This window comes from Mesorhizobium sp. f-mel, from assembly GCF_053850215.1.
Genome location: NZ_JBSPTO010000001.1, coordinates 835,213 through 858,073, shown reverse-complemented (window position 1 = coordinate 858,073; position 22,861 = coordinate 835,213). Strand labels below are relative to the sequence as shown.

General features: G+C 57.4%; 21 protein-coding genes. 1 reads left to right on the top strand and 20 read right to left on the bottom strand.

The annotated features are described in order from the left end of the window. Positions 1-8: 8 nt before the first annotated feature. The 9 genes from ACWUKX_RS03970 to ACWUKX_RS03930 form a co-directional block, all read right to left on the bottom strand. The gene (locus tag ACWUKX_RS03970) at positions 9-794 is read right to left on the bottom strand and encodes a polysaccharide biosynthesis/export family protein (RefSeq protein ID WP_456004005.1); all 786 of its coding nucleotides are present in this window, start codon (positions 792-794) and stop codon (positions 9-11) included. Next, a complete protein-coding gene (locus tag ACWUKX_RS03965; RefSeq protein WP_456004003.1) occupies positions 794-1,603 on the bottom strand; it encodes a tyrosine-protein phosphatase in 810 nt (269 codons plus the stop codon). Before ACWUKX_RS03965 ends, ACWUKX_RS03970 begins: the two co-directional genes overlap by 1 nt. A gap of 126 nt (positions 1,604-1,729) precedes the next feature. Further along, complete coding sequence (locus ACWUKX_RS03960) at positions 1,730-1,891, bottom strand: hypothetical protein (RefSeq protein ID WP_156768181.1); 162 nt, start codon at positions 1,889-1,891, stop codon at positions 1,730-1,732. Between the two features lie 95 nt (positions 1,892-1,986). After that, positions 1,987-2,754 carry a hypothetical protein gene (locus ACWUKX_RS03955; RefSeq protein WP_456004001.1) on the bottom strand — a complete coding sequence of 256 codons (768 nt, stop codon included), beginning with the start codon at positions 2,752-2,754 and terminating at the stop codon, positions 1,987-1,989. A 105-nt stretch (positions 2,755-2,859) separates the two neighbouring features. After that, positions 2,860-3,333, bottom strand: a complete 474-nt coding sequence (locus ACWUKX_RS03950; protein WP_456003999.1) for a hypothetical protein — start codon at positions 3,331-3,333, stop codon at positions 2,860-2,862. Between the two features lie 185 nt (positions 3,334-3,518). Further along, positions 3,519-5,759 carry an AGE family epimerase/isomerase gene (locus ACWUKX_RS03945; protein WP_456003997.1) on the bottom strand — a complete coding sequence of 747 codons (2,241 nt, stop codon included), beginning with the start codon at positions 5,757-5,759 and terminating at the stop codon, positions 3,519-3,521. Then, on the bottom strand, positions 5,756-6,931 hold the full coding sequence (locus tag ACWUKX_RS03940) for a glycosyltransferase family 4 protein (protein ID WP_456003995.1): 1,176 nt from the start codon (positions 6,929-6,931) through the stop codon (positions 5,756-5,758). Before ACWUKX_RS03940 ends, ACWUKX_RS03945 begins: the two co-directional genes overlap by 4 nt. Next, entirely contained in the window at positions 6,928-7,902 is a 975-nt protein-coding gene (locus ACWUKX_RS03935; RefSeq protein ID WP_456003993.1) for an NAD-dependent epimerase/dehydratase family protein, read from the bottom strand. Before ACWUKX_RS03935 ends, ACWUKX_RS03940 begins: the two co-directional genes overlap by 4 nt. Before the next feature lie 4 nt (positions 7,903-7,906). After that, a complete protein-coding gene (locus tag ACWUKX_RS03930) occupies positions 7,907-8,686 on the bottom strand; it encodes a class I SAM-dependent methyltransferase (protein WP_456003991.1) in 780 nt (259 codons plus the stop codon). A gap of 418 nt (positions 8,687-9,104) precedes the next feature. Here ACWUKX_RS03930 and ACWUKX_RS03925 point away from each other — a divergent pair, with 418 nt between their 5' ends. After that, complete coding sequence (locus ACWUKX_RS03925) at positions 9,105-9,908, top strand: hypothetical protein (protein WP_287151171.1); 804 nt, start codon at positions 9,105-9,107, stop codon at positions 9,906-9,908. 16 nt (positions 9,909-9,924) lie between these two features. Here ACWUKX_RS03925 and ACWUKX_RS03920 read toward each other — a convergent pair whose 3' ends face one another. The 11 genes from ACWUKX_RS03920 to gmd form a co-directional block, all read right to left on the bottom strand. Then, the gene (locus tag ACWUKX_RS03920; protein ID WP_456003989.1) at positions 9,925-11,001 is read right to left on the bottom strand and encodes a glycosyltransferase family protein; all 1,077 of its coding nucleotides are present in this window, start codon (positions 10,999-11,001) and stop codon (positions 9,925-9,927) included. A 228-nt stretch (positions 11,002-11,229) separates the two neighbouring features. Further along, a complete protein-coding gene (locus tag ACWUKX_RS03915) occupies positions 11,230-11,973 on the bottom strand; it encodes an O-antigen ligase family protein (protein ID WP_456003987.1) in 744 nt (247 codons plus the stop codon). 660 nt (positions 11,974-12,633) lie between these two features. Further along, positions 12,634-13,386: a class I SAM-dependent methyltransferase gene (locus ACWUKX_RS03910; protein ID WP_456003985.1), complete on the bottom strand. Its 753-nt coding sequence runs from the start codon at positions 13,384-13,386 to the stop codon at positions 12,634-12,636. Continuing rightward, a complete protein-coding gene (locus tag ACWUKX_RS03905; protein ID WP_456003983.1) occupies positions 13,383-14,555 on the bottom strand; it encodes a glycosyltransferase in 1,173 nt (390 codons plus the stop codon). Before ACWUKX_RS03905 ends, ACWUKX_RS03910 begins: the two co-directional genes overlap by 4 nt. After that, positions 14,552-15,880 carry a polysaccharide pyruvyl transferase family protein gene (locus ACWUKX_RS03900; protein WP_456003981.1) on the bottom strand — a complete coding sequence of 443 codons (1,329 nt, stop codon included), beginning with the start codon at positions 15,878-15,880 and terminating at the stop codon, positions 14,552-14,554. The genes ACWUKX_RS03905 and ACWUKX_RS03900 overlap by 4 nt, the downstream gene beginning before the upstream one ends. Beyond that, positions 15,877-17,373, bottom strand: coding sequence for a lipopolysaccharide biosynthesis protein (locus ACWUKX_RS03895; protein ID WP_456004114.1), 1,497 nt, complete (start codon positions 17,371-17,373; stop codon positions 15,877-15,879). The genes ACWUKX_RS03900 and ACWUKX_RS03895 overlap by 4 nt, the downstream gene beginning before the upstream one ends. A gap of 268 nt (positions 17,374-17,641) precedes the next feature. After that, entirely contained in the window at positions 17,642-18,895 is a 1,254-nt protein-coding gene (locus tag ACWUKX_RS03890; RefSeq protein WP_456003979.1) for a glycosyltransferase, read from the bottom strand. A gap of 111 nt (positions 18,896-19,006) precedes the next feature. Further along, positions 19,007-19,714, bottom strand: a complete 708-nt coding sequence (locus ACWUKX_RS03885; protein WP_456004112.1) for an FkbM family methyltransferase — start codon at positions 19,712-19,714, stop codon at positions 19,007-19,009. 132 nt (positions 19,715-19,846) lie between these two features. Then, on the bottom strand, positions 19,847-20,890 hold the full coding sequence (locus ACWUKX_RS03880) for a hypothetical protein (protein ID WP_456003977.1): 1,044 nt from the start codon (positions 20,888-20,890) through the stop codon (positions 19,847-19,849). A gap of 3 nt (positions 20,891-20,893) precedes the next feature. Further along, positions 20,894-21,682: a glycosyltransferase family 2 protein gene (locus ACWUKX_RS03875; protein ID WP_456003975.1), complete on the bottom strand. Its 789-nt coding sequence runs from the start codon at positions 21,680-21,682 to the stop codon at positions 20,894-20,896. 21 nt (positions 21,683-21,703) lie between these two features. Continuing rightward, positions 21,704-22,798 (bottom strand): GDP-mannose 4,6-dehydratase, encoded by a 1,095-nt coding sequence (gmd, locus tag ACWUKX_RS03870; protein WP_029355725.1) that lies wholly within the window; start codon positions 22,796-22,798, stop codon positions 21,704-21,706. Positions 22,799-22,861: the final 63 nt, after the last annotated feature.

Here is a 22,861-nt window from a genome sequence, read left to right as displayed (position 1 = left end):
GAAAGCATCTATGGAACCAGCACGCCAATTCGGGCTGCACTCGAGGCGACACCGAGGGCGTCCTTGAGATTGTTCAGCGCTATCTTCGATTTCGAGGCGAAGACGACAATCTTGTCACCACCATAGATGCGTGGATTGGGGCTCTTGCCCGCACGAATCTGCTCCACATTGTAATTTGCAACCAACGTATTTGGGCCGACATTGCGATAGACAAAGACCTTTTTCGCGTCTCCAACATTGTTGAACCCTCCGGCAAGGGCGATCGCATCGATGAGAGAAGAATTGCTCGACACCGGAAAGATACCAGCCTTGTCGACCTCACCGTCGACGGTAATGCGCTGTCCAATCGATTCCTTCACGAAAACCGACACATCGGGCGACTGCAGGTAGTTGGCGCCGTAGGCCGTTTCGATTTCCTGCTCCAGCTGGCGGACGGTCTTTCCTGCCGCGGTGACGGTCCCGATAAGTGGAAGCGAAATCTTCCCGCCGGCGTCGACTTGGACGATTCTGTTCAGATTGTCGACCTGGAATACATTCACCTCGAGCACATCATTGGGAGACAAAGGCTGCTCGTTACCGTTCTGGGTGTTCTGCGGCGCAGGCAAATCCTTTACGACCTGCAGAGCACCGCCGCCCGAAAGCGGCGCCGACGTTGAAGCCAACTGCAGCGCATCGATCGAAGTCGGCGAAGACGATGTCGGTGAGGAGGTGCTGCTGCAGGCAGCCACCATGACTGAAGCGAGCAAGACACATATCATGCCCGAATAGCTTTTTGCGAAATGAAAAACGCCCATCACGCGGTCCCACCCTTCAACAAGCGACCCAATCCTGCAAAACGGCCAACGCTGACGGGGCTCGGCTTTTTCGAGCGTGCCTTTCCGACTGGCTCGAGAGGCCGGTTCGCCAATATTTCGCCCGGACGTTTCAACACCATATTGCGGGCCTCGTCTTCCCCACATCGCTTCGCGGCAACGGCGACTGCCTGCGAAAGCCCAGGCGGCCGACGGGTGGCGCCATGAGTGTCCGATGCGATAATATCTACCCTGCCCTCGTCAATCAGCTTTTCCGAATAGTAAAGCGCCGTGCGTCCAAAAGCACCAACAATCGAGTCTGCGGTAAGCTGAACAAGGCAGCCGATTGCATTCAACCTCTCGACAACGTCGTAATTTGCCTTGATCCAGGTTAACCGCTCAGGATGGGTAAGAATCGGAATGAACCCGGCGTTTATGAGGCGCAGAGCAAGATCCTCCAGTCTTGGGGGCAAAACGTGATGCGGCGGTTCGAAGAGAAAATAACGAGATCTGTTCAAGGTCGGCACGCTACCTAGCGCCAATTGCTCCGGAAGATCCGGCGCTATATGCACGTCGGCGCCAACGTAAAGAGCAAGCGGTATTGCCGCGCGGCGTAGCGCCTGCTCCAACTCTTGAACCGCTCGGGCAATATTTGCCGATCCGTTTTCGTACATGCCTGGCACGATATGCGGCGTACACGCCATATGCGTCGTTCCATCTGCCACCGCCAGCCGCGCCATTTCCAGCGATTCAGCAAGACTGGGCGAGCCGTCATCAAGACCGGGCAAGATGTGGGAATGCAGGTCGATCATTGGCGTTTGTGGCCGCACTGAAGCAACGTGACGACTTCTCCCCGATAATAGGCAAATGCGCCACCCGCACGATAGCGAATGACGCATCTATCAAGCTCATGCAATGCGGTAGATGCCAGATCCAAGCTATTCGCCGACAGCGCTGTCGTCATTCTGCAAGCTGATAACCAGCACTGCCGCGCCACCTGTCACAGCACCACCCAGCGGCGCGAGACGAACTCGCCCAGCACGAAGCGCATTCAGCTTCAACTCAAGCAATAGAGCGGTATGGTTGACGAATTCCGTCAATATCCCGACTCCAACCGACGCGCCAAGGCTACGGCACAGAGGCGCCGGCAACATAGCAGAGCAGTCACCCGCCTCTGCTATGTCCTCTACTGAGCCTAAGGGCTAACGCCGCCGTTGCCGTCGCCATCATCCTGCGTTGCGGCAAGAATACCGGCCGCACCAGCCATGCCCCCAAAAATATAGAGCGGGGTGTTGGACCGGTTGGACTGGTTGCCACCCGGGGGAATCTGACCCGTATGCTCGGAGCTAACGGCGGCAGCCGTCTGCTCGGAGCCCACAACTTTCAGGCAGATATTGTTCTCGACACGAGAAATGTCGAGGCTTGAGTTCGCAGGCACGTCCAGGTTGCAGCCACCGACATTGACGGAAGCCGATCCCCTGGCACCGACCACTACGCGGCTGCCGAAATCCAGAGCATTTCCCGCCTTGGCCGGGCCATAGCCAGCGGCTTGCGAAACCATTACGTCGCCATTGGCGTGCCCGATGGAACCAATCGAATTCGCCGCTGCCTGATAGGGTGTCGTACAGGTGCATGGCGTGTCCTGAGCGAAAGACGAAACCGGGCCGAAGCCGATCGAGGCGACAAATCCGGCCAACGCAATTTTTACAGTAAGGTTCATTCGTTTCGATCCTTTTTTCCCGCCGTACCTCGGCCCCGCCCAAGCACTAAGGTATTGAGTAAGCGCGTAACAGCTTTCTGCTTTGATTCCAACCTGTTTCGCAAGTGCGAGATGTATTTTTGGTTTCCGCTGTGTTTCATTGGACACACTCACCTGGCAGATTTGAATCTTCCATTTTCGCGCCGCCCCCGCTGGAAATTGTAGGAAAGGCAAGTTTATTTCGCGGCCTTTGATGGCCGCCATCGCGCCGATGCTTGGTACAGGGATTGTGGCCAACTCTGTTTTTACGTGGGGCGTTATCGCACATTCTGTCTTTCGTTTTATGACAGGCAGTTGGCGAGCCGTGAGCTACGAACCTGATAGGCAAGATTTGTAGGTCGAACCGGCCTGCGCGGGCTGTCCGCACAAGATGCCATTCTCGGCAAGTTTCGCCGCTAAATCCATGCCATCGGACGTGAGGCACTGCACAACGATGGCGTCACCAAACTTTGAGGCGACATTGCCGTCGCAAGGTGTCCCCGTGCCGACCGGCTTGCAGGTCAGAGCGAGCCCTTGGTAATCCCGGCGCGCTGCCTCCGTTACCATGGCACGCATGGATCCTGGCTTGGTAAACGCCACGCCGCACAGCATAATCTTGCGGCCGGCGACGCGAAGATCATCGACTGCCTGGACGGAAAGCTTGCCCTCAAACGGCTCAAGTGCCGCTTGTCGCTTTGGGGGTTGCGGACGAACAGGCGTCCCTTTTTCCACGATAATGACAAAGAAGCCAACCGCAAACGTTAAGGCAACAAATGCAAGCAAGCCTATTTTCTTGAGCGACAATATCCTACTCCGCCATGGCCAAGTACGCATCTCTATCGCCAACGGAAACGCCCGCGCAACACACCGTTTGTTTGGTCGCATCGATAGCGGCTGATGGGCCCGACATCTGGTCAAAAAACCGATGTTTGGCTCGAAAAACAACAGACCGGTTTCAATCGAAGAGACTTTTTATTCTGCCAACCGCTCTATCGAGATTTGCCGATGGTGCCGTCGAGATACTGGGTCAGCGCACAGACCAGATGGTAAAAGATACTTGCCGGCACATCGGTCGCCAGCGAGCGGCCACGTTCGTCGATCCGGTCTATCCACAGGCCAAGCGGTGCCGGGTCGATGTGCCAACGGAACAGGCGACCGACACGCGCTTCGATCTCGGGCTTGAGGTCAGGTCCGCCTGAACCGTCCAGCGCAATCGCCGCCTTGATCGCTTCCGCCTGTGGCCAACTGCGTGAGACACGGTCGAGCGGCAGACCTTGCCGCGAGACGGCACCATAGGCAAGGCCAGTGGCGCGATTGAGGCCGTTGGCGATGGCTGAGGCATAGAGCTTTCTGGCAAAGCCGGTCAGTTCACTCTGGCCGCTGCGCCCGGCAAAGTCGACCAGCAGCGAGGCCCATTCGAAATGGTGGCCGGGTTCCGTCCATGTACCCTTCTCGCCCTCCGCCGGTCTCCACTCAGCGTCGAAATATTCGCCCAGCGTCCAGCTTTCCGGATCGAAGAAATGGCTGCGAAACAGATCGACGATGCGCGCGGCGCGGCGAAGATAGGCGAGTTCGCCGGTCGCTTGATGCCAGGCCAGAAAAGCCTCGAGCAAATGCATATGCGGGTTGGAACGCCGGTCGCCCGCGCCGCTCGACGTTTCGAGAAAGCCGGTCATGCGGTGATCCTCGAGATGGTCGTCGAGAAACGAAAACGTTTCTTCGGCAAGCCGTAATGCATCAGGATTGCCGACCATATGAGCATGCGCCAGCGCCAGGAGCACGCAGGAATGATCATAGGCATCCTCGGCGGCGTCGGCGACCGTGCCGTTGACATTGAGCGTGCGCACCCAGCCGCCATTGTCGGTGCGGCCGTTTCTGGCCATGAATTCGAGGCCGTGGCTGATCAACCGGTCGGCAGGCCCGTCCCAGCCGCGGGCCTTGGCGACAGCGAAGGCGTAGACTTGCCTGGCCATGGTGCGCATGCGCTTGGGCTTCATCAGCGGTGTGGCGTCAAAGCCGAGCGCCTCGTGGAAACCGCCATGGCGCTCATCGACCCCGACCGTGGACCACAGCGGCACCGTCTCTTCAAACAGCCAGTGGTGCACACGGCGCCGCCAGGCGCCGCTTTCGATCACGCGATCGGCGGCGGGCGTGAACCTGGTTTCCAGCCGACCGCTCTTTTCGAGCTGCTCGACGATCTTCTTGACGTTCTGGCTGCGGCTGACCGGGGCGACGAAAGTGGCATCGGCGGTCGAGACGACGGCAACGTCCTTCAAGCCGATGGCCGAGAGCAAGCGACTGTCGCTACGGATGTAGGAGTTCTCGCAGTCGATGGCGACGACATCGCCGACGATGACATTGCCGTCATTGTCGGACGGGCCGACATCGAGCAACGACTGCCAGGAACCGAGATCGTTCCAGCGGAAGCCGGCCGGCACCATGGCGATGTGGCTGGCGCGCTCCATGATCGCATAGTCGATCGACGTCGAGGGAATGGCGGCGTAGAGCTCCAGAGGCATATACAGACCGGAAAGATCTGATGTCGCGGCCTGGTAGGCAATTTCGGTGGCCTGCCATATCTCGGGCTCGAAAGCCGTGAAGGCGTCGCGCATGGCGCTGGCGCGAAACAGGAAGATGCCGGTGTTCCAGTAGAAATTACCTGCAGCCAGGTAATTCTGCGCGGTCGCGAGGTCCGGTTTCTCGACAAAACGCGAGACATCGCAGATGCCATCCCTCTCGCCGGCGATCTCGATATAGCCGTAACCGGTCTCGGGGTGGCCAGGCTTGATGCCGAATACCACCAGCCGGCCCGCACGCGCCGCGCCGGTGCCGTTTTCCACGCTCTGCCAGAATTGCCGTGCAGTCGTGATCTCATGATCGGACGGCACCACCAGCACCAGGCTGTCGCCATATTCGGACAAGGTGCGCAGGGTCGCCAAGGCAACGGCGGCGGCAGTGTTGCGGCCGGTCGGCTCGAACAAGGGGCCACCACCGGAAAGGTCGAGGCCAGCGAGGTCGGCGTGGACGCGGTCGGCGTGCCGCTCCGAGGCTATCAGGAAAATCGGCGTTTCGCCATCCGGCCGCGCCGTCAGCCGGCGCAACGTCTTGGCCAGCATCGAGCCATCACCCGAAAAATCGTGGAACTGCTTGGGATTGTCCTCGCGCGACAGCGGCCACAGCCGTGAGCCAACGCCGCCGCTCATGACAAAACTGACGATCCGCTCGGTCATTGGGTGACACCTCTGACATTTTCAAACAAAGCAAGGAGCGCTGCCGCGTAGTCTCGGCGGCGCATTTGTTGCCGACTTTGCAGCACGGCGACACTGTCGCGGGCTAAGCGTGGGCGCTGCCCGGCTTCCAGGAGTCGCTGCGCCAGCGCTTCTGCACTATCGGGTGCGAAGAAGAGCGATTCCGGCGCCTGCTCGCGATGCAGTGGAATGTCGGACAGCAGCATCGGCGTGCCCAGCGACTTCGCTTCCTCGACCGTGGTTGACCACCCCTCGAAGTGCGAAGGGTTCAGGAGATAGTCTGCGGCACCGATCAGGGCGACGACATCGTCATAGGGAATCAATCCGAGGTGTCGAAAATGGCTTCCGAGCCGGTGCGTTTCCGCAAGCTCCATCAGGCGCTTGAACAATGTCGGGTCGCGCGGATCGGTGGTGCGTCCCGTGAGGATTATCGGCGGCAAGGAGTCCAAAGCTCCAATCTGGCCTATGTGCTTCAACGCCTCTACGACCAGCCTGTGGTTCTTGTGGACCCAGAACTGGTTGGGGAGGAAGAAGAAACGCTCGGGCACCCCATGCGCCTGGCGCGCCTCGTCGGCACGCGCCAGGATGGCGGCTGGATCGAGATCGATAGCGAAACGCACGACAGCGGTCTTGTTGCGCGAGGCCGGATAGAATTTTTTGCAGTCCGCCAGCGCGTCCCCACTCGAGAGCATTATGGTGCGATTTCCGGACGTCTGCAGGCGATAGCCGAGATCCCTGCGCCACCAAGCGCTACGCGGAAAGAGGTGCGGCAGACGACGGTGCTGGAAATCCGGAATCCAGGAAACGACCGGCACTGGAAACCGGTTGCCGAACCACTGGGCGACTTCAAACACGACATCGATGCCTTGCGCAGCGACAAGATCCGCGAAGGCACGGTCACTTCCGCCAGCAAGTGCGATCAGCCCTCGCCTGCCGAGCCCGGCGCCCGTGACCCGGTCATCAACAATAGCAGGCGCAGCCAACATATGATCGAAGGACGCGCCAATGCTTGAATGCTGCTCAGGTGCAAGAAACAGTTTCGCCTGCACCTTACCACGCAACTCAGAGGCTATGACGCTCAGCATGTTGCGTAGATAGGACTCGCCGCCTGACCAAGTTCCGCGGCCGATGAGAGTGAAGCCGACGGTAATCAAGGCGCGGAGCGTCGCAGATGACCGACCGGCTCGGCGAGAATTTCAGCGCGATACCAATCCACATAGCCGGCGATGCCCCTGCTGAGCGGCACCTGCAACTGAAGCCCCTCCGGGACGCCGGAGGGATCCGAGATCAGATTGACAGGGTCGCCCGGCCGGGATTCTCCAGAGAACGAGAGGCGATGGTTCCCTCCCCAGGCCTCCAAAACCATGCTGGAAATCGTGCTGACGGACGCAGGAGCGCCCGCACCGCCATTATAGACGGCGAAGCGCGGTTCGCCGGCAGGCAAAATGCGATGGATCAACCGCACGACATCCGAGACATGGTGCCAATCCCTCATTTCCCTACCCGTGCCGCCAAGCACAATGTCGCTTTCGCCTGCCGCGAGCCTTCCGCAGAGATCCCAGAGCAATTGCTTGCGCAACCCTTCGCCATAGACCGAAAAGAGGCGAGCCACCGAGACTGGCTGGCCGTATGCGCCACTATAAGACCGGCCAAGCTCCTCGACCATGCGTTTGTGATAGCCATAGGGAGAATAGGGATCGAGCGCCGCGTCGACCCTGATCGAACCCGCATGGCCGCCGCCATAGACGGCCGCAGAGGATGCAAGAACGACAGGTGCATCGGGTGCGCGTCGGCGCAAGAAATCGAGGACACGAGCCGCAGAGACAACGCTTTGTTCAAAGTCCTTCAGGGGATCGGCAATCGACTGGCCGACCGTCGCGCCACCCGCCAAATGATACACGGCCGATGGGCGACCATGTGCTGCCAGAGCCGCATCCATTGTTTCCACGGCTATTGCTCCGGAAAAAAATACGCCGCCGGTGGCCAACGCAAAACCCGGTGCTTCCTTTCGACCGAAGCCGATGACATGGCAGCCCTTTTGACCAAGAAAACGAGCGAGGTGCAGGCCGATGAAACCGCCGGCCCCGGTCACCCAGACAGGCTTAGCCTCTTTTGATTGCGTCAAGAAATCAGTCCTTCCCGTGCTTGTGGCAAAGGAAAGAGACCAAGCGCCCAGGCCGGCGATCAAGCGAGGCGGCAACCCTGGCGACGGCACCAAAGGGCACAGGCGAAAGGGCCAGGCGAACAACCGGGGAAAACGGACCAAAGATTTTGGCGAGCCTCTCGCGAATCTCCGATGGTGTCATTGGGTCATAATTCACGACGGACTGGAACGAGATCAATTCGCGATCGATCGTCAGCCCGGCCCCCTGGATTGCAGCGCGGTAGCCCGCCAGCGTAAAGGCGTTCTCTCCACCGTAGAGATGATGAAGCGGGTGGGCGCGCAGGAAAGGCTCGAGTTGCTGCGGCCCGGAGACCACGTGGTCACGCAACGACAGCACCGTCGCGCCTTCGCGAGAGAGACGCGCCATTTCGCGGCAGAAGGCCGGAAGGTCATGGGCATGATGGAGCACCTGCCGTGCGACAACCAAATCATAGCCTGCGGCGGACAACGGGATCGCCTCCCCAAACGCCTCGACCACATCGATGGGCGTGCCTGTGCTTTCGGCAAGCGCCCGGATCGCAGCGGCACCGACGAGTGCGCTCGGATCGGGCTCTACAGCGGTTACAGACCACCCCTCGCGCGCCAAGGCATAGGAGAGAATGCCGTTGCCGGCGCCAAGATCGAGAGCACGGCCCACCTTGCGCGGGATCATACTGCGAACCGCGTCGAACTCCGCGCTTTGGTGATAGCGCTGCGCGGCCACGACTGGATCGTCGAAATAGGCGGCGCGGGCGAGTTCTTTCATCGAAGGCTCGCTCATGCACCAGCGGACGGCGTCTTCCCAAGTCATGGCCGCTTCAGGCATCGAGAGAAACCATATGCTGGATCAACCGCGCCGGATTTCCGGCGACAACTGCGTAAGGCGGCACCTTCTTTGTCACAACGATCTCGACCTTCTCGTCAGATTTGTAGATGCGCCCACAACAGCGCCGCAAGGCTCAGCTTGACGCGTGCGACAGCACGTTCGGTCATAGGCTTGGATGCTTCGCCCGTCCACCGCTCCAGGCGGATAATTTCCGGCGTCGATCACGCTTTGGTCAGGAGGTTGTTCCAGGCGTCCAGCTAAGCTACCGTTTCCAGACTCGTCAAGTTCAGGTCACGAGAATTAGAACCGCGCGAGTTTCGTCCGCGTAAAACTCACCCCGTTGACGGCCCGGAGCATCATGTTTTTCAAGACAGTATTCTGCGCGATATGCCTTCTAGCCGGCTCATGGCCGGCGACGGCGCAAACGCGCACCCCATTCAGGCTTTTCGAGGCTATGAACTTCGCCGGCGGGCCCGATTTCCGCTCGTTCGGTTTCGAGCATCTCACGATCGTAGACCCTCATGTTCTGGGACATGACGTTCCTGACGCCGGCCAAGTGCAGAAAGCTCTGGCACGGCCGAGGAGCAACGAATACCTCAATATCGACATTGAAAGCTGGCCCTTGGAGGGGCCGGATCAAGCATCGTCAATCGCGAAATACCAGAAGACGCTCAGCGCATTCAGAAAGGCAGACCCGAGCGTCAAGCTTGGCCTTTATGCTGTCTTGCCGATCAGGGACCATTGGAGAGCGATCGGCCATCAGGGCGCAGTTGAACTGGACGATTGGAAGCAGCAAAACACCAAGATCGCATCCTCCCTCGTCCCTTATGTCGATGCGCTATTCCCCTCCCTGTATACATTTTACGGCGACAAGGACGCTTGGGTGGCCTATGCGCAAGCCAATATCGGGGAAGCACGAAGGATTTCACAAGGAAAGCCAGTCTACTGCTTTCTATGGCCGCAGTTTCACAAGACTTTTGCTTTTCTGCCGGGCGACCTCTGGTATGCCCAACTCGACACTTGCAGGAGGCTCGCTGACGGAATCGTTATATGGGGCACCATCGGCAGCAATTCGCCCTATCGGCCAGCGAAATGGGACGAAAAAGCGGAGTGGTGGCAGGCCACTTTGAGTTTCCTTCGGGAGCTGAGAAAGATCCCATAGACTAATCGATCGTCAGCTATACCAATTCGAGAAACCGCTCAAACTGGCGTCTTTTGCTGTATTCTTCGCGAATTGCGCGGTTCCCCGCCCGGCCGATCTCGTCCCAGGTCCCGCTATCCAATTGCTGTTCGATTCTATCCAATGCGTCCTGCGGTTGCTCGTAGACGACCATGGTTTCCCCGTCGCGCATCGGCGCGGGATAATTGCCGGAATCGGATATCAGCAGAGCGCCAGCGCCCATCGTCTCAAAACAGCGCATGTTGCCACGGTCCGGACCCGCCATATCGATCGACGCGTTGACCACGACTTTGGCTCTTCCGAGTTCGGCATACATAGCGCGACCGAATACAGGAGGCGCGCTGACACTGCGGATAGTGCGCGGCCGGCGCACCGCGCGCAGGGGACCGAACCAGCCAAGCGGCGTCTCGGCGAGTGGCGTATAACGCGACAGGTCGAGATGGAAGACGACGCGTCGGCGGCTGGATAGACTTGCGACAGCCTCCAAAATCTGCCTGCGGCGCTGGTGATGACGACTGTAGCCCCCGAAAAAAAGGACATCGATGTCCCTGTTCCGGTTCGCGGCAACAGCATCGAGTTCCGGATCGTGAGCAGGAAAGAAGTGGGCGGTCCTGGCGCCCTGCTCTTCCCAAAGCCTTCGCATCGACTGGAAATTGCAAACGACGAGATCATAACCGGAAAAATCGATCCTGCCTGGCGCAGCACGCCAAGCAATCTTTCGCTTCACATGCCCCGGCAGCCGTCGCAGGAAAGAGGCGTCGTAACGAAATGGATCAAGGTTGTAGAAGATGTCCGTCTTATGATGCTCGATCTGGGCAAGAAGGATATCGGCCAGCGATGCATCTTGGCCCAGCCCATTTTCGAGGGCCCATGCCCGCTGCAGCGATTCGTCGTCTCCGTTCGTAAAAAAGGCATCAGGGCTGCCGGCGTGCATCGGCAGCAGGATATGCGCCGCGCCGTAGCGATCGTTCAAAAACACTTCTTTCTGCGGCTCGAACCCACGAACCCCCGCCACGAGTCCGGCGAGTCTGGCCCGGTAGCTCGGCGAGATCCCGGAATTTTGAAAAATGCGCATGGTTGGTTCCCGTTGGAATTTAATCTCGGAGTCCTGGAGCGCTGATAGCGGTCCGTGTTGGCCGACCAGCGGCGTCCCGCGGGCACGGCGCGAGTGCCTGCAGCCAATCAGGCGAAGTTCGATCACATCGAGGACGAAACCAACGCTGGTACCGATCGAAATAGCACTTCAATTCACTGTCAGCCTACTGATCGGTTAAGGGACACTCAACTCTAATAGGCCCGCCTCCTAGTAAGCCTTAATTTCTGGATTGCGGTTTTTGGCAAGAAATCCCTGGTATCCATACCAAAACGATATTGTCAGAGCGGAGGTGACCCAGAAGAGCGAATTTCCCCATAGGCTGCCGCTTGCCAGGCCGGCGATCGCTTCCCTGATAAATAGCACCGCAGCCAGCACCGCAGCGAGCGGGAATTTGCCGGACCGAATGATACCGACCGTCGATCTGAGTGCCAACACTATGTGAGCCGCAAACGGCAATGATCCCAGCGCCCCAACCGCCATCAGGGATTCAAGATAGATGTTGTGAGGATAGAAATTGAACCGCATCTCGACCGCGTAACGCCCGAACACCGGGCTTTCTAGAAACTGCGACCAGGCTCCAGCGAACAATTGACTGCGTATCATCGTCGATTGATCGGCATCCACGTTGATCGTCTGAAGTCTCGCAATGACAACGTCGATGAGTTCCACGCCGCTGGTCGCCAAAATTGCCATGGCGACAACCAATGCTCCCAATATGGCGAACACTCTTTTCGAGCCTTTAAGCAACAATATGTAGACCAATAGTGCCCCCGCGCCGGCAATGTATGCACCGCGAGACCGGGAAAACACAACAACCAACAATAGCATCGGACCAAGTATCGCGGATTGAATCGTCAATTTTTTTGTCTTTCCCAAGACAAGGAAAAAGTATATCAAAAATGCGAATGCCGTGTGCCCCATTGCTATCGGGTTGATTTTGTCGAGAGTCATTCTTTCGTCCTGACTCACGAACAGAACGTCCCTGTTTAAGTAAAGTCCAAAGAGAAAAATCACACAAAGGGCATTCATAACAAAAATCAGATCTGTATTTCTTATCGCCCTGTCCATCGATGCTATAACAAGTGTAGCCCCGACACCGGTCACTAAGAAAACACTAAATACCATCATTGCTCCTGGAGATATACTTATAGAAGATATATAAATATTCTCCACGAGTCTACATGTATACAGTATGAAAAATAACTTCATTGGAATAAGCGCGGCCGTTGACGACTTCAACTTTGCTGGAAGAAGTACATATGAGCCGAGAGTTATCAGAACAATGGCTAACCTTACCAGGATCGACCCGGTATTTCCTTCTGGATCAAACTTGTTTACCAGACCGGCAAAAGCGTACACGCCACAGATCGCGAGCGCGAAGGCCGCTGCAGGAGAAAACCAAATGCGCCGGTCGACGTAACCTCTCAAATGCGCAAATCGGCCACCAGTTCCTCCTGGAGCGAAATCGGCCGATGTATCGTAATGAATATTGGCTCTCTGAGTCATGAGACTAGTCGAACCTCACGGCAGCCGCCACCGTATCAAAACTTTTCGGCACGATAGCTCTCGACGACACTGGTTGGAGGCGCAGTAATTCGCGGCTCTGCATATTTAGCCTCCCCCCGCAGACGGTGGCGCTGATACTTTTTCAGCCACTAGAAGATAACCCATCGGCATGCTCTCGCGAGTCGCAAGCCCCAATTTCTTGATAGGCGGCAATGCACGCATCAGCGTGGTCAGCCAATGGATCGAACTGGCAAGCCAGGGCCGAGACGCCACCGCCTTCGTGGCAAGATCGGAAAGAACATCTGTGACGCCGCCGTAGGATGACAACTCGATTGTGCTTAGTCCCGCCTTCGTCGTCATCCGCTCCAATGCAAAGCGGGTGTAGCGATGATAATCGTGGGGAATCTCGTGCAGCCAGTAAAAAAACGGCACGCCGATTATCAATTTACCTCCAGGCCTCAAGGCCCGGGCTGCACTGTCGAACAAAGCCTGCGGCGTATGCAGATGTTCGATAACATCGCTGGCGATGACCGTGTCGAAAGTCCCTTGCTCCAGGACCAACTGCTCGTTGAGGTCTGCGAACAGGTCGACGTAGGCGGCGCCATGTGTGCTGCCCGGCCAATCGACGCAGAACACCTCACTGACAAAGTCGCGGTAGATCCCGTAAAGCGGAACGGCACCACAGCCCAGATCGGCGAGACGGCCCTTGGCATGAGTAGCGATCGCAGCGGCATAGACGGACGCCAATCGATCGGCGATCAACCGCGATCGCGCCGGTACCTCATTGCGGTTCGAGCGCCAAACACCCTTGCTGGTCCGCACGAACTTGGTGGGCTTCCATTGGTCGGCATTCTTCATTGAACTTGGCGCTCTGCGATGTCGAGAGGTTCCACTAGGGCCGGCAGCATCATGGCACGTCGAAGGCGATCGCGTGTGTGCTGTTGCGTGAAATGATCCAGCACACGCTGCCGCCCGGCATCCCCCATCCTGGCAGCACGCTGCGGATCTGACAGGAGCCTAGCAAGCGCCTTTGCCGTGCTTTCTATATCGTGCTCTTCTACGAGGACGCCGGTCTCACCATCGACAACGGCCTCTGGAATACCGCTGTGACGTGTCGCCACAATGGGAAGTGCGCTCGCCATTGCCTCCAGGATCGATACCGGCAGACCTTCCATATCTCCGTTGCGGGCCGTCACTGAATGTTGCACAAAGATTGCAGCGTTCTGCATCATGCCCTGAACAAATTCCGTGCTTCGATAGCCGTGAAAAATGACACGGTCCGATAGGTTCTCCTGCTCCACCAATGCCTTAGATCGCGCCATCAAGGGCCCGTCCCCAACCAGATCAAGTCGTGCCTCGGGAAACCTTGAAGCGATACGGGCAAACGCCTCGATCGCGAGGTGCGGTGATTTCTTTTCAACGAACCGCCCAACGACAAGAAGCCGACCGCTTTCGCGCTTCGATGGGGTGAAGTGCTCGGGCAAAATTCCGCATGGACTGACGTGGAGTTTCTCATGCGGACAGCCGATTTGAACCAGACGATCGGCGATGAAACGTGATGGCGTGATGATCCCGCGAGCGCTGGCGAAGAGACGCCGGTAACGACGTCGCCATGTCTGTTTCCTGGGCATCACGGTAGAATCCGCCCCATGGGCGTGGACGTACAATCGCACGCCGGCGCGGCGACAAGCGCGAGCAAACAGTGCACCTATCGTAAGATACTCGACAAGGGCGGCCTCCACGTTGTGAGCCTTGAAAAATTCGACAACTCTGTCCTCGTCGCTCCTGCTGATTCCGTCACGGACGTACGCTAGCCAGAACAGGCGTGCCGGAATGGCAATGAGGCTGGGCAGCTGGCTAAGCAGTGACGTCCCCGGAATCCCGGAAAGAACCGGATAATTGAACTGATTGGCGCCATCCGGCTCTTGGCAGATGAGCACAGTCTTGCCGGGCGCAAGGTAGCGGACATGATCTCGAATGAATGTCTCGGAAGGCGTGTTGAAGAATTGCGAAATGATGGCAATCATGAGGACACCGCCTCCGGCTGCAACTCCGTCGGCGCAAATCTGTTTTTGAGAATACCGACCGTGGATAGAGCACTGTCACGCAACGCGATCGTCCCCTGCGACGATTTTTCCGCTATCGATTCCTGGTTTTGCCACCAGCGCTCAACAAGATTCCGAAAACTATTCGGGTCAATCTTATCGATGAAAGTAACGTATTCCTCCAAACCGAGCGATCGAAAAAGATCTGCCGTTTTCCTCTCGTAGCATATCGGCAAGACCGGAAGGCCTCGACACAGACACAGAATGCACATGTGCATGCGTGTGCAGATGGCGCCGTCGAATTCGTCGATCTTGCGAAGCAATGCTTCAGTGTCCCTGAACTGCGAATCAACGACGACACTGTCGCGAACGTGGTCCGGCAGATACATCAAGACATCGCGCGCCGTGTCCGAGTCGCTGAAACGATACTCGGGAATCCCTTGGCAAGTCGAAACAAATGTCACTTCGGCCCCGGCCTCCTCCACGAGCCATGTGGCCGCTTGAGCTACCGATTGGTGGTATTTCGCTCGGCCGACCTCCCGGTCTCGCTCCCCGAAATCCGCCCAGGGTCGCACCGAAACGGCGATCCGCGGCCGCCGCCCCGGCCTCGCAACCCGGGATGCTGCGCGCCGTCTCTCGATCTTGTCCTGATCGGTCAAAATGAACACGCTGTCTGCCACGTCCTCAATATTATCTGCGTGTCCGATAAGCTCCTTCGCAAAAGCCATGGATTTTCGGTCTCTGACCAATATGAGGGGGCTTTTTCTCAGAACGCCCGCAAGTCGGCGGAAGATGCGATCATCGCCGAATGGACCCATCGATTGCGTGAAAAAAATGGGCGGCTTTCCAAGATAAATGTCTCTCTCATATTCTGGCAGACGATGGGCAACCGACCCCCGATGTTTCTTTGAAAGGTACGTGCCGCCGGTCGAAATAATAAGATCTGCCGCGATGTACTCACGCAAGGCCTTGGCAATCGCGCCTCCATGCCCAGGGTATTTCAACCATCCAAAATGCCTCTCCACAAAAATCACGGCGATCAGAATGGAGTAAATCAAATTGAACTGTAGCCACCCCTTGGTCAGCCTGTTCACCAATCGAACGATTCTGCTCTTGAGAATCTGTGCGGAGGGAAAGCAAATAAAGGTGTTGTCGGGATAATACCGCTCGGCAACTTGAGCGTCCATGTCAGCAAAAACGATCTCAGTGTCGTCTCCGAACGCGCCTTTAAGAATCCGTTTTGTTGCAACCTGGATCGCAGCATCTCCGCCGTTCAAGAAAACGGTGGTTTCGACGATGATTTTCAATGCTTTACGTCCTCTGAGTGTACATCTTTGTCCAGAAAGAGCCGCATGTCGCCTAACATGGGACCGGCAAAACGATACGGAGCAACAACAAAGACCCCATAGACCACCACCGCGATGGCAGACTTTAATACGAGGCCGCCCTCAGCCAGTAGAGACAGGACGGCAAATGAGGTCCCAACATGAAACAAGGCGACGACCACGATATAAGCACTAAAGAAGGGCGCTGCCGCTTTCAGATGATCCTTGAATCTCAGTTCGGTATTTCTTGTTGCATAAAGCCAAAGCGCCGGGGTGAATACCCAAGATGTTATGGACCATGCAACAGCAACTCCGAAGGCTCCCCATTGAATGGCAAATAGGAAGGATACAAATCGGATAAGTGATGAGAATACTGAAAACACGAACAACTCGCGCACCCGGCCCACAGAGACCAGCATCCAACCACCGAACTGACCTGAAACGCTCGTGATTAGAGAAAGCGACAATATCATCAAAATAGTGCCGGATTTTGACCACTTCTCCCCGTAGGCAATCGCCACGATCTCTTGTGCATTTATTGTGATGAGGATACACAATATTGTGTTTATCATGAGTGTAAGCCGCATGGCGCTGAGATAGGTTCTCGCCCATTTGTCAGGCTGGGTTTGGAGGCGGCTCAGCATTGGAATGATAACCGAGCCAATTGGCCCGCTGACGAGCGTAACCGGCAACATGAACAGTGCGTAGGCGCGGGTGTAGAATCCGAGTTCGTGGGGACCGGATTTCCAGCCGACGAGCACGTTGTCGGATTGGCGGTTAATGTAGTTTGTGAACTGGGATCCACTGTAATTGATCCCAAAACCAATGGCCGATCGTGCATTCTTCCAATCGGCGACCTTGGTCGGACGCCACGGTGACAGCACCCACTGGCCAATCGTGCCGACAAGAGCCGTTGTGAGCGTCGCGGCAGCGAGTGACCAATATTTGAAGTCCCCGCCCCATGCCATAGCGATACCGACAGCAAATCCACACAAGAGGCTGCCGAGATTCACACCGTGCAACGACATCCAACGCATGTTGCGAATCAATAGCGCCTTATGCTGCGCACCGGCCGCAGTGATCGGAATGGCAATCGCCAGAACTAGGACAAGGTTAAAAACGCGAGGATCATTGAAAAGCCAGGTGGCGACCGGCGCCGTCAGCCACACCAGCGGCATGAGAGCGAAGCCGACCGCAAGATTGACGAAAAACAGCGCGCTGGTGGTATCGTGATCAACCTCCTTGCGCTGGATGGTCACCATGGAGAGGCCCAAGTCGGCGAAGACTCCAACAAACGCCGTAACGGACGCCGCCATGGCCACAAGGCCGAAGTCATCGGGTTGGAGCAACCGCGCCATCAGCGCCATGTAGCCGAATTGTGTGAGAAGGATCAAAGCCTGGGCGCTAAGGGCTATGAACCCTCCAGATGCCGTGCGTCTCCCGAGATCCCGCGTCAGATGCTCACTGCTTAGCACCGAGCCTGTATCGGAACGACCGGACGCCTTCCTCACAGCATTCCACCGCGCTCTTGTCGGTTGGGACTCTGAACATCATGAGCGCCATGGCGACCAGAGCGTAGCCGGACGCGACATGCGTGGGTGCCGGAGAACGCATGACCTTGCATGGTACGCGGCCAGCCAGGCAATCTAGCGGGATGTCGGAGGTGAACGACGCTCCCGGCCGGGATGACGGAGTGCGCGTCAATCCTCACCCCTTCAGGGCCGCTATATCGTGGTGCGCGAGTCATGCCTGATCGCCAGTCAACAATGATTCATACAGGTCGATATAGAGACGGGCGATAGCCTCTGGTGAGTATCTGTCGATCACGGCGGCGCGTGCGCTCACTCCAAAATTCCTTAATGCTGGAATTGGCAGGGCCCGTGCTGTCTCGATAGCGGCCACTACTGCATCAGCGTCACCGTGCTTTACCAACCATCCGGTCTGCCCGTGGCTGATGATCTCCTCGGCTGGCGTTTTTAAGAGCCCGATGACAGGAGTTCCGCATGCCATCGCCTCGACCGTGACCTTGCCGAATGATTCCTGAAGTGAGGGCATCACGAACACATCGGCCGCCGAATATATCTGGTTAAGAGTGACTTCATCGCGGATGAGGCCAAAACCTGTGCAGTTTTCAGGCACCGGATCGGCCAGTTCTGCAAGTCCCTTGCCAAACAAACACCAGTGAACGTTTTTGTTATCTCGGTAAACATTCAGCAGGTGACGCATGATATCCGCGCCTTTGCGCGGATCAGCCAGATTCAAAGCACCGGAGGCGATTACGAATTTGTGCGCTGGGAGTCCCAATGCGCTACGCGCCTGCGCCTTGTCCACTGCGCGAAGCTGGCTCATTTGAACACTGTTTGGGATTACATGTATTTGTCGCTCACCCAGGGCCACACTCCTTCGGGCCTGCTCGGCAATCATGTTGCTGATCGCGACGAATACCGATTGCGGCCCGTAGTGCTCGGCCTTGAATGCAACATCGTCGGATGTGATCCTCTCGTCCTTTCCACCCAGGAGAGGGCATTGGCCGCACCCGCAGGCATATTTCTCGCACGAACCAGAGAAATGACAGCCGCCGGTGAACGGCCACATGTCGCGAAGCGTCCAGACCACCGGACGTTTTTCGCGCTTAATCGCACGCCAGAATGCTGGCCCAAGCGTGGGCGCGTGGGCCCACTGCACATGGATAACGTCAGCTTTCCGATATTCCGGCGTATTGTGAAGGCGGAGGCCGTGAGAGATGGGATGAAAATTCGGCGGGATCACGCCGAATTGCCGCGTCAAATGCCACATGTAGACACGGTTCTTAACGCCGACAGGCAGACGTTGCAGCAAGGGAACTCTTCTGGCGAACAAGTCCTCTGGGAGGTCCCGCTCAACCCTCCCTAGGACGCGTGAATGGATTCCTGCGTCCAATAAGGCTTCGTGCACGGCGCGGATTCCTCGACCCGCACCAGTATTGAGCGCGCAGCCAACAATCTGAACGACGTTCATGGTGTTAGGACAATCCGTGCGGCAACCGTTCCATTCGTTGCTTGGGTCGTCGGAAAGCTCCTGATTGGAGCTGGGCTCACTCTCGAACCAGCCGGCTCATTGTTCAAAGTCTCAGGCCTGGCTTGGACGAAAATACAATGCATCAATCTGTGTTAGTCGCTGCGTCTGCGGGTTTCTATACCCTTGCCAGACATCCCACAATTCGAACCCACTGCCGCCAATGAGTTGATGCACCTCCAGCGCGGTCGCCTGCCCTGTATAGAGCTCGACCAGCGACAGTTCGGTTAGGACGCCTCGCAGTTGCGGCAGGACGGCGGAAGCACCTGCGAGAACAGCCGCTTCAGCGCCCTGCACGTCAAGTTTCAGGAATGCTCGCTTGCCAGCGAGGCCGATCGTGTTCGCGAGGGCATCAAGCCGCTCTGTCTTGACCTCGATCCGCTTGGCGACGGCCACGCGGGGAGTATGTTCCACGAACGACTCACGTGGCTCGTGCAACGAACTGCTCGTCGACGCTTCCGTAACATGGAACGTCGCCGACCCACTAGTGTCGCTTAGCGCAACAGCTGGTCCTACCGTCCAGCGCTGGTCGAATGCGTTTGCTGTGCGCATGAGTTCGGAATGCGCATCTGGGAGCGGTTCGAACGAAATCATCGAGCCTTGAAACCCCGCCGCAAACAGCATCGTGCCGAACTGGCCTTTGTTGGCACCAACGTCGATTACGAGATCGATTTCGTGCATGTGAAGAAAATGCACAAGACGCAAGTCATCGCGCGAATTGATGCCATTCAGGCGCACGTCAAACCCGAACCGCCGCCCCACGTCACGCAATGATATCTTCGCCTTGGGACCCAAGAATTGTAACATGATCAGCCTTTATCTCGATCCTCAGAACTTAAATGGCAGGCAGCCAAATACCCGGCTCAGCGGCGTTGACGCATATGCGCCCGCGGGTCAAAGGGCCGCTCGGATTTTCTGCACAAAATCGGCCCGCCAGTTGCCGACGATTTCGCCCAGCCGCCCGGGCTTGTCGGATCGATTGGCTGCTGCGGCTGCGATATTGGCTGCAGCGTCACGCGTATCGCCGTAAACCAGACACACCGGTGCAACTGCGCCTTCTTGCGCATATTTCTCGAGATACGCGCCCTTGCGGATGATCGGACGTGTGCCCAGTTGTACGCTTCGTCCGAATATGCCGGAGGCCTGGTCGTAGTCCGGCTCGTAACAGCACCAGGCGAAATCGCAGGTTTTGTACAAGCTCAGAAGTTCGTCGTCCGACACGAACCGGTCGACCACCATTCCTCCGGCAGAAATCAGGCGAGCGCAGTCGTCGCCACAGGCTGGGTCGACGCGCCCGACAGCCACCACAAAAACATCTTTCGCGAGATCTGGGTGGTCAGAGACGATGTCAGCCAAGAATTCGAAGCCCTTCGACTTTCTCACGCTGCCCAGGAAACACAAAATGGCGCGCCCGCCGGCTGCGGTCAGCACCTCGCGTGACAGTTGGCTAGTTTCGATAAGCGCCGCGCCGTCATGCATGTCCCACATCTGAGGGTCGTGTACCCACCCGTGCGCGACCTCAGCAAATCGGCGATCAAATTTGAACGGCAGAATCGTAAAGAGCGACAGGTGAGGTAAATGCCGCAAGCACCGGAAAGCCCATCTCTTGAGGCGATAAACGAGCTTTCCGCTCTCGAAGCATTTGGACGGCCTGAGAAAGAGCCCAACCGTCCGCCGCCCAATCAGCGATCTTGCCAACGCAACTGCTATAAAACCAGCGTAATCATCGTCGATGGTGGCGAACAGGAGGTGGCGAGCCCGAATCAGGTCAAGCCACAGTCGAGGTCCAATGCGTCCCATTGCCGGTTCGAGGTCAAATAGGCCGGCAAAGAGATCCTGGTAGAATTGGCGGTGACCACCGGGCGCAGACACGTGAACGTAGTTGCGCTTCACCTCTGGGCCGACCTTCGAAGCCTGGATATCACCTACCGAAGCCACTATTCAGCGTACTCCATGCCGGCTTTGCTTCGCGGTTCCGGCACTGTTGATGCCGAAAAACTGCCCCAGCTTGCGCATTGGCTTCGCAACAAGCGCGTAGTCGATTGGACCGGAGCGCAGCCATTGGCGCCGCGACCGCAGGGCCTCAAAATTGTGCCCGATATAGGAGCCGAGGCTCCGTGTGCTGGCCCCGCCAACCATCATATCTACCAACACATGGTTGGTGGTAGCGGACCCGAACCCATGAAGCTCAACCGCTCTCAGCATCCAATCGTAATCCGATGCCACTTTGAGACTGAGGTCGAACGTGCCGACCGTCTCCGCCACCTTCCGCCTGACGTAAAATGTTGGATGGGCCGGCATCCAACCAGTCCGGAAACCCTTGGCGGGTCTGGGGGCGGCACGCCAACGCCGGATGACCCGCTTGTTGAAATGATTTTCAACAAAATCCAAATCGCCGTGCACGATGTCGGCCTTTTCAAGTTCTGCCGAAATTCGCGTCAGCACAGTATGGTCATGGAAACAATCGTCGGAATTCAGCACGCCAACTGCGTCTCCAGTATAGAGGCGCAGCCCCTTATTGAGTGCATCATACATTCCACGATCGGGCTCGCTGACCAACTGAATCCGGTCCTGCGGATAGGACCGGACGATTGTCAGCGTTTCGTCCGATGACCCGCCATCGACGACCACCAACTCTTTGTCCTGATGATCCTGGGCAAAGAAGCTATCGACCGTATGCCTGATTGTTGCGGCCGAGTTCCAGCAGACCGTCAAAACCGAGATTCTCATGTCAACTCGGTCCAACGTTCCTTACTGTGCCGCAACCCGAATGCGATCCTCGTCCAAGCGCCGGTGCTCGGATTCCCGTCTTACCGTTTCGAGATCGGACTGGACCATTTCCTGGACCATTGTGGCCAGGGAGGTTGTTGCCTTCCACCCGAGAACGCGCTCCGCTTTCGAGGGGTCGCCGATCAGAAGCTCTACTTCGGTCGGCCTGAAGTACCGCGGATCCACCTCGACCAGAACAGCGCCGGATCTTGCATCGATGCCTTTTTCGTCGATGCCGGAACCGACCCATTGGATCTCGGTCCCAACTTCGCTGAATGCAAGCTCGACAAAACGGCGGACCGAGTTCTTTACTCCGGTTGCTAGGACATAATCGTCGGGCACGTCCTGCTGAAGGATCCTCCACATGCCCTCGACATAGTCGCGGGCATGACCCCAATCTCGCTCGGCAGACAGATTGCCGAGGTAGAGTTTGTCCTGAAGGCCCAGGCTGATCGCGGCAGCTGCGCGCGTGATCTTACGCGTCACAAATGTCTCGCCGCGCATCGGACTCTCGTGATTGAACAGGATGCCGTTGGAAGCGTGAATGCCATAGGCTTCGCGGTAATTTACCGCAATCCAGTAGGCATAGATCTTTGCTGCCGCATAAGGCGATCGCGGATAGAAGGGCGTCGTTTCCTTTTGCGGGATCTCCTGCACCTTCCCGTAGAGTTCGGATGTCGATGCCTGATAGAAACGCGTCTTCTTAGTCAGGCCGAGCAGCCGGATGGCCTCGAGAAGGCGTAGCGTGCCTATCGCGTCTGCATTCGCCGTATATTCGGCGGTCTCGAAGCTCACCTGAACATGCGATTGTGCTGCGAGATTGTAGATCTCGTCTGGCTGCACTTCCTGGACGATGCGGATGAGGTTCGTGGCATCAGTCATGTCGCCATAATGCAGCGACAGCCTTACGTCCTTCTCATGCGGATCCTGGTAGAGATTATCGATGCGACCGGTGTTGAATGACGACGAACGCCGCTTGATGCCGTGGACGTGATAGCCCTTTGCCAGCAGAAGCTCCGCCAGATAGGCGCCATCCTGGCCAGTGATACCGGTTATGAGTGCGATCTTCCTGGTCATTGTGCTTCTCCGGCGATTTCTGGAACGCGATTGTGAGTGTCTGCCAAGCGAATAATATGATCC

Excerpts from the sequence above, each read along its gene's own strand:
- ACWUKX_RS03970 (WP_456004005.1), bottom strand. The coding sequence starts at position 794 with ATGGGCGTTTTTCATTTCGCAAAAAGCTATTCGGGCATGATATGTGTC.
- ACWUKX_RS03965 (WP_456004003.1), bottom strand. The coding sequence starts at position 1,603 with ATGATCGACCTGCATTCCCACATCTTGCCCGGTCTTGATGACGGCTCG.
- ACWUKX_RS03955 (WP_456004001.1), bottom strand. The coding sequence starts at position 2,754 with ATGGCGGCCATCAAAGGCCGCGAAATAAACTTGCCTTTCCTACAATTT.
- ACWUKX_RS03945 (WP_456003997.1), bottom strand. The coding sequence starts at position 5,759 with ATGACCGAGCGGATCGTCAGTTTTGTCATGAGCGGCGGCGTTGGCTCA.
- ACWUKX_RS03930 (WP_456003991.1), bottom strand. The coding sequence starts at position 8,686 with ATGAAAGAACTCGCCCGCGCCGCCTATTTCGACGATCCAGTCGTGGCC.
- ACWUKX_RS03925 (WP_287151171.1), top strand. The coding sequence starts at position 9,105 with ATGTTTTTCAAGACAGTATTCTGCGCGATATGCCTTCTAGCCGGCTCA.
- ACWUKX_RS03920 (WP_456003989.1), bottom strand. The coding sequence starts at position 11,001 with ATGCGCATTTTTCAAAATTCCGGGATCTCGCCGAGCTACCGGGCCAGA.
- ACWUKX_RS03915 (WP_456003987.1), bottom strand. The coding sequence starts at position 11,973 with ATGACTCTCGACAAAATCAACCCGATAGCAATGGGGCACACGGCATTC.
- ACWUKX_RS03910 (WP_456003985.1), bottom strand. The coding sequence starts at position 13,386 with ATGAAGAATGCCGACCAATGGAAGCCCACCAAGTTCGTGCGGACCAGC.
- ACWUKX_RS03905 (WP_456003983.1), bottom strand. The coding sequence starts at position 14,555 with ATGATTGCCATCATTTCGCAATTCTTCAACACGCCTTCCGAGACATTC.
- ACWUKX_RS03890 (WP_456003979.1), bottom strand. The coding sequence starts at position 18,895 with ATGAACGTCGTTCAGATTGTTGGCTGCGCGCTCAATACTGGTGCGGGT.
- ACWUKX_RS03875 (WP_456003975.1), bottom strand. The coding sequence starts at position 21,682 with ATGAGAATCTCGGTTTTGACGGTCTGCTGGAACTCGGCCGCAACAATC.
- gmd (WP_029355725.1), bottom strand. The coding sequence starts at position 22,798 with ATGACCAGGAAGATCGCACTCATAACCGGTATCACTGGCCAGGATGGC.